Here is a 6,395-nt window from a genome sequence, read left to right on the forward strand (position 1 = left end):
GACCTGCGGTCCGGTGACCGGCTGTGGCAGCTGGCCTTCGTCGGCCGGGAGGACCCCAGCCCACTCCAGCTGTTGGCGACGCCGGACGTCCTGATCGTCGCCCAGCCGAGTGTGGTTTTCGCCCTGCCGGCTGTCTAGCGATGGCAGCCCCCAAGGTAAGTGAGGGTGCCCCGTGCCCTTGGTTCTCCCCCTCCTCCCCGACGATCCCGCTCGGGTGGGCACCTACACGCTGATGGGCCGCGTCGGAGGTGGCGGCATGGGGACGGTCTATCTGGCGCGGACGGGAAGCGGCCGCCTGGCCGCCGTGAAGACCGTCCGCACCGAACTCAAGGACAGGCCGGGCTTCCGTGACCGTCTCCTGCTCGAAGCGGAAGCCGTACGGCTGCTCGGCTCCTCCCACACGGCCGCGTTCCTCGCGGTGGACGCCGAGGCCTCCCTTCCCTGGCTGGCGACGGGGTACCTCATCGGTCCGTCGTTGTCGGAGGCGGTCGCCGTCGCGGGCCCCCTGCCGCTCCCGGCCGTGGCCATGCTCGGTGCGGCAGTGGCGGACACCCTGACCACCCTGCACCGCGCCGGGCTCGTCCACCGCGACCTCAAGCCGGCCAACCTGCTGATATCCGCCCAGGGCCCGAAGCTGATCGACTTCGGTCTGGCCCGGGCCCTCGGCGGTCCTCCGCTCACCGCGACGGACGAGCCGGTCGGCACGCCCTCATACATGTCACCGGAGCTGGTCCGAGGGGAGGAACACGGTCCGCCGGGGGACGTCTTCGCGTTGGCCGCCGTGCTGGTGTTCGCCTCCTCGGGGCACGGTCCGTACGACGGAGGGCCAGGCCGCGACGCCTTGCGGCTGCTGCGCGACGGGGCACCCCCGAAGCTGACGGGGGTGCCGGACACGCTGCGGGAGGTGATCCGGCCCGCCCTGTCATCCGATCCCCGAGACCGCCCCACCCTCGACGAGCTGGCTGCCCACTGGGGCCCCTACGAGGCCGGCCGGTTCTCCGAGTTGCTACCGGTCGAGGTGCTCGCCGACATGTCGCGGCGCGTGGACGAATTGGCATCGCTGGGCGGGGCGCCCCTACGGGAGGATCCCGCGCCCCTGCCGCCCTCGTACCTCTCCCGCCGGGTGCTGCTCGCCGGCGCCGCGGCTGTGGCGGCGGGCGGCGCTTCGGCACTGTGGCTGACGGGCAGGTTACCGGGCTTTGGAGGGGGATCGGGGGTGCCGGGGCCGGCACCGTCCCCGAGCGGCGGTCTTCCCGGCGGCTCTCCCCGTCAGCAGTGGTCGGTTCCCGTGTCCACCATCTACGGTCCGCCGGTCGCCACCGAAGAACTGGTCCTCCTCCACGGGGAGACGGTACGCGGCCTGTCGCCGACGGGCGGCGGCATGCTCTGGGAGGTGCCGAGCACGGAGCTGGGGGTCGCCGCCTCGGGCCGCCGCCTCGCCGCCCTCGCCTTCGACGAGGAGCTCACGCCTCCGGGTTTCTCGACCCGTTTTCCGGCCACCTGATGCCGGACGCGGCCGGCCCACACGAACTGGGCGCTCTGAGCCTGTACAGCGAGGTTCTGGACGCCGACGCGGACACCCTCTACATCAGGGCCTACTACGAGGCCGACCAGCAGCGTGCGGAACCATGGCTGCTGGCCTACGACCTGGCCGCGCACCGGCTGCGCTGGCGTACCCGCGTCGCATGGGGATACACCGATCGGACCGAATCGCTGCTATTCCGCGCCGTCGTCGCGAACGGGCGCCTGATCGGCTCCGACGCCACCCGCGTCTTCGCGGTCGACGTCCGTGACGGCCGCTTCCTGTGGGTCACCAGGTTGCGCAGCGACGCGGAAGCAGCCGCTCCGGGGGCCTCCGGAGGCGTCCATCCGCCGGTCGTCTCGGAACACCACGTCTTGGACGTCAGCCAGGTCATCACAGCTGTCGACCTGCTGACCGGAACCCCCACCTGGACGCTCAAGCCCGAACGCGATCAAACCCTGTTGACCTCCCCGGTGTGCGTACAGGGCACCGTCCACATCGCCTCGCATGCCTTCACGGCGTTCGAGGAGTCGACCGGCAGGAAACTCTGGACCTACGAGCCCGGCCCCTACTTCCAGCGAATCGCCGTCCCGGGGCCCTTCCGAGGCGAGCTGTACGCGGCGGTCAGCGGCGGAGGTCAGGCGGTCATCGCGGTGGACCTGGCACAGCGCCGCGCCTCGTGGACCCTGTCGGCACAGGCGGCAGGCATGCCCGACGGGCCCAGTGACCTGACCCACCGGGACGACCGGCTCTACTTGCAGGCACACCAACGCCTCACGGCGGTGCGGATCGACACGCGCGGGTGATCGAACCCGTGCCCACCGATCGCGGAGAGGCCGGCAGACGGAATGGTCTGTGGGGCTGGCCACTTCCGGACGGGCTCGCGACCTTCAGCACCCCTGGAGTTCGCCTTCCAGGACGAAGAGGACCGCGCACGTCTCCGCTGGGCTTTCAGCCGCCTCGTACGACGAGGCCATCTGGACAGCGCACGGGCCGCACATCGCCTGGCAGCCGACGGGGTCACCCCCAGCCGGGTCCGGGAACGACCGGTGGCACCGCTCTCGGCACGACCTTCCGGCCGCGAGTCGGGCGCACTTTCCAGGCCGAGGTCGACATCGCCCGGAGCCAGTGGAATTGAGTCAACGCCGGCGCGTCCCGTCAGTCGGCTGTCCACGTGGTGGTGAGAAGCGGCGGACCACGTCGGCCTTGCTGTCCGCGAGCCAGAAACCTCCGCCCGGGACGGCTACGAGAGCACTCAACTGCTCGGCGTCCGGTACGGACCACAGGGTGACTTCCCCTGACGGCGCGAGCCGCCCGACCTTGGCGGCCGTAGTGAACCAGAGCGCGCCGTCGGGGCCGGCGACGACGCAGCTCGGGCGTTCGGCCTGCGGTATGGGGAAGGACGCGACCTCGCCACGGACTGTGATGCGCCCGATGCCGCCGCGCTGCGTGAACCAGAGCGCCCCGTCGGGGCCGGCGGTGATGCCCCGCGGTGCGGTGCCCGGTGGTAGCGGCCAGCTCGTATACACCCCGTCGAGACTCACGCGCCCGATGCCGTCAGGGCTGCCCTCGTCCTTGCCGACCTGCGAGAACCACACCGCCTGGTCCGGTCCGCTCGTGATGCTGTTTTCGGGAAAGCGGAAAGCGCCGGGCAACACCGCCATCATGGACAGCTTTCCCGTCGCCGCATCGGCGCGGCCGATTGCGGGATCCGCTCCACTGGATGTGGTGAACCAGGCCGCTCCGTCGGGGCCTACGGCGATTCCCTCTGGAAAGCCGAAGTTTGCGCGGGTGATTCTTCCGTCTGGCCGCAGGCGTCCGACATGTGTGTTTGTGACGAACCAGACTGTTCCGTCTGCGGCGCGCGCTATGCCGGAAACGCGGTCTGCCAGAGCCGAAAGGCGGTGCTGGGTGATGGTCCCTGCAGGGTCGATCCTGGCGACACCGCCGACGTCGTTCTCTGCGACCCAGAGTGTCCGGTCGGGCGCGAGGGCCAGCGACGGACAGGCCGCCGGCCGGACTGTCGGCAGGAACGTTCGCGTCCCGGCAGCCCGCCGCGGGCAACACCAGTACCAACAGGGCGGCGCAGGCGACGACGCGGTGCCGGGCGGGGGGCGCTGTCCGGGCCGGCCTGCGGCAGGCGCCGAAGCGTGAGCTCATGTTCCTCTCCGGTTCTTCGTCTTTCCGGCTGGCGGGTGTCAGGGGGTGCAGCGCAGACTCGCCGGGGCGTCGGACCCCAGGTACTGCTTCCAGAGGGCGGGGGTCAGCTCCCGCCCGGCCGAGGTGCAGGCGGTGCTGATCCATGAGTCCGGGTCGAGTCGCCAGCTGATCAGACGGCCCGCACCCTCGCCCGCGTCGTCCTCCGCCTGGCGGAACTCGGTGGCTGCCACCAGACGGGTGCCGTCTGCAGCGAAGGCCAGACCGGTGGACCCGGGCTTCGGGCCCGCCGGGATGGGCAGGGTGCCGAGCACGTCGCCGGATGGCCGGTCGAGGAGCCGGACGGTGTTCTCGTTGGCCGGGATCGCGGCGATCAGCCCTTTGCCGACGACAGGTCCGACGGTCGTTCCGGGCGTTCCCTTGAGGGTCCCCAGGCGCCGGGCCCCGTCAGGGGACCAGACTTCCAGGTCCCCGCCCTCTCGTTGGACGAGCAACCGGTCATCCTCGTAGGCGACGCCCCGGAAGTCCTTCCCGTCGATCACGCGGTACCGGCCAGTGCCGGCATCGACGACCCGGATCTCAGGGTGGTTGCTCGCGGGGTCGTATTTGATCAAGGCGGCGTGGGTGGCCAGCCGGTCCAGGGCCGCCTCCCCCTGGGCGGCTGCTTCGGTCCCGCCTACGGTCGGGGACATGTCGCGTGGTCCGGCTACCTGGCGCAGTACACGGCCGGTGGCGGGTTCTCTGATGCGGATCGTGCCGGAGCCGTCCAGCTGGGCCACTTCCCGGCCGCCCGGAAGGAACTGGAGCAGTGCGGGTGAATCATCGAGCTGGAGCGGATTGGGCAGAGCCGGCCAGCTGCCGGTCACGCGCAGCCCGTTGCGGGGGTCGAGGATCTGGGCGCTCCCGTCCTGCGACACTATGATGATCCGCGATCCATCGGCGCTCCACGCCACCGCCCCGTACTCCTTGTCCAGCGATTGCGGCTGCTCCGCCGGCGGCCGGTCGGCGCCCGCCGTGTCGAGGCTCCGTACATCGAGTGTGCGTCCGTTGCCGCCCAGTACCGCCGCCGTGCGGCCATTGGGGGCCACGGCGACGCGCGGTCCCGGGCACGCATTGCAGGAGGTCTCGACGACGACTGTCGTCTCTGCCGCGATCCTCGACAGCCGGTCGAGGTCCCACAGGTTCAGCACGTCCCCGGCGGCGGAGACCAGCTTGCGGCCGCTCGGGCCGAGGAAGGCGAGGCCGCGGGCAGGCACCGTGCCGGCTCCGGGTAGGACGACAGGCTCGGACGGAGGCTGGTCCGGCGCGCTGGTCCGAGACACGTAGAGCGTGGTGCCGAGGGCTGCGGCTGCCCGGGAGCCGCCGCGGCTGAGCGCCAGGGCTGTGGGGCTGCCCTCTGGGAACCGTGCCGACAAAGCCGGCTTGTCGATGTCCGGGGATCCCTCGGATGCCCAGACTGGCAGGGCGGCGGCCCTGTTGGTGTAGGTGAAGTGGCTGCCGTCCGGGGCGAGCGCGGATGCGTAGTTGTGGGTGCCGAAGCCCAGCGTGCTCCCACGGGTGCGCACCGGGCCCGGCAGGGTGAGCTGCTCCCATGTGCCATATGCGTCGCCGTCGAACAATGTCAGGTGCGAGTCATCGGAGAAGGCGATGGCATCCGGATCGCTGTGCATGTCCGCGAGGTCGAGGTGACTGGTGGCTCCTGTGGACCTGTCCAGCGCCCAGGCGGTGGGCGGGACGCCGAAGGTCTTGGTGGCCGTCGTCACGACGACGAAGCGTCCCGACGGGGATACTGCCACGGCGCCGGGCTCTTGCCCGGCGGGGAGGACCGGGGCCGGGACCGGCGAGCCGCCCTTCCAGACCCCGACCGCCTCGTGGCCGATCGCCGCGACGACGTCACCAGACGCGTCCGACGCCACCGCGGTGACCTGCCCGGGAAGGCGGCCGACCTGCTGGCTGCTGCCCGCTATTTTTGTGGTGACCGTCCATCGTTGAACCTCCCCGCCCTGGGTTCCCGCGAGCAGGGCACTGCCGTCTGATGCGGTTGCCAGCGCGGAGATCGGTCCGCTGGATCGAACACTGCCGACTAGCTGCGGGCTGGCAGTGACCGCCCGGAAGAGTGCCTGGCGAGTCAAGGCGTCAGCGTGCTGACGGTAGGCTTGCACTGCGAAGAGCTCGGCGAGCCCGACATCGCTGGAGGTCAGGTTCTGGGACACGTCTGCGAGCCGGTGGGCGTTCTCCAGTCGGGTCTTCTCCTCGGCGTTCTGGTACTGGACTGCCAGCCCCGACAGCGCGGCCGCGGCGACCAGCGACAGGGCGATGACCATTCGCCCGGTGCGAAACTGCCGGGCGTACCGGTCTGCCTGCTTCAGGGTTGCCGCGAACCGCACGTCGCCCGGCTCGGGCGCGTGGGCGACGTCCGGCCGGTTGGCCTCCGGCGCCACAAGGCGCAGCCCCTTGTGGCGCGCTGTGAGCAGCTTGGCCTCCATGCCACTGATCTTGAGGAGGTGTTCGCCGTCACCCAGGGCCCCCGTCACCGCCGTTCGTGGCCTCAGCCCGTAGAAGGCGCCTCGGATCCCGGCCCAGCTGGGCCGGGGGGATTGGGGGTGGCGCAGTAACTCGCGCAGGCCCAGGGCGAAGGCCACGCCTAGTGAGGGCCCCTCAATTCGCGGCGGCGGCAGCGGATCGTCGGACAGGACGATCCGCCAGAGCCCGCAGC

General features: G+C 71.1%; 4 protein-coding genes. 2 read left to right on the plus strand and 2 right to left on the minus strand.

Annotation, left to right across the window (positions count from 1 at the left end; genetic code table 11):
• Positions 1-214: 214 nt before the first annotated feature.
• Together VR44_RS41335 and VR44_RS19540 are read left to right on the plus strand one after the other, a co-directional pair.
• On the plus strand, positions 215-1,504 hold the full coding sequence (locus tag VR44_RS41335) for a serine/threonine-protein kinase (protein ID WP_052713714.1): 1,290 nt from the start codon (positions 215-217) through the stop codon (positions 1,502-1,504).
• Positions 1,504-2,328: an outer membrane protein assembly factor BamB family protein gene (locus VR44_RS19540; protein WP_045948834.1), complete on the plus strand. Its 825-nt coding sequence runs from the start codon at positions 1,504-1,506 to the stop codon at positions 2,326-2,328. Before VR44_RS41335 ends, VR44_RS19540 begins: the two co-directional genes overlap by 1 nt.
• Before the next feature lie 333 nt (positions 2,329-2,661).
• On the opposite strand, the gene VR44_RS49165 is transcribed toward VR44_RS19540, so the two are convergent.
• Positions 2,662-3,552: a Vgb family protein gene (locus VR44_RS49165; protein ID WP_425424517.1), complete on the minus strand. Its 891-nt coding sequence runs from the start codon at positions 3,550-3,552 to the stop codon at positions 2,662-2,664.
• 168 nt (positions 3,553-3,720) lie between these two features.
• Positions 3,721-6,165: a WD40 repeat domain-containing protein gene (locus tag VR44_RS19550; RefSeq protein ID WP_157880359.1), complete on the minus strand. Its 2,445-nt coding sequence runs from the start codon at positions 6,163-6,165 to the stop codon at positions 3,721-3,723.
• Positions 6,166-6,395: the final 230 nt, after the last annotated feature.

The organism is Streptomyces katrae (assembly GCF_000966975.1).
GTDB classification, from domain to species: Bacteria; Actinomycetota; Actinomycetes; order Streptomycetales; family Streptomycetaceae; genus Streptomyces; species Streptomyces katrae.

Bases quoted from the DNA above. Each gene is read 5' to 3' on its own strand.
- VR44_RS19540 (WP_045948834.1), top strand. From the start codon at position 1,504: ATGCCGGACGCGGCCGGCCCACACGAACTGGGCGCTCTGAGCCTGTAC.
- VR44_RS19550 (WP_157880359.1), bottom strand. From the start codon at position 6,165: ATGGAGGCCAAGCTGCTCACAGCGCGCCACAAGGGGCTGCGCCTTGTG.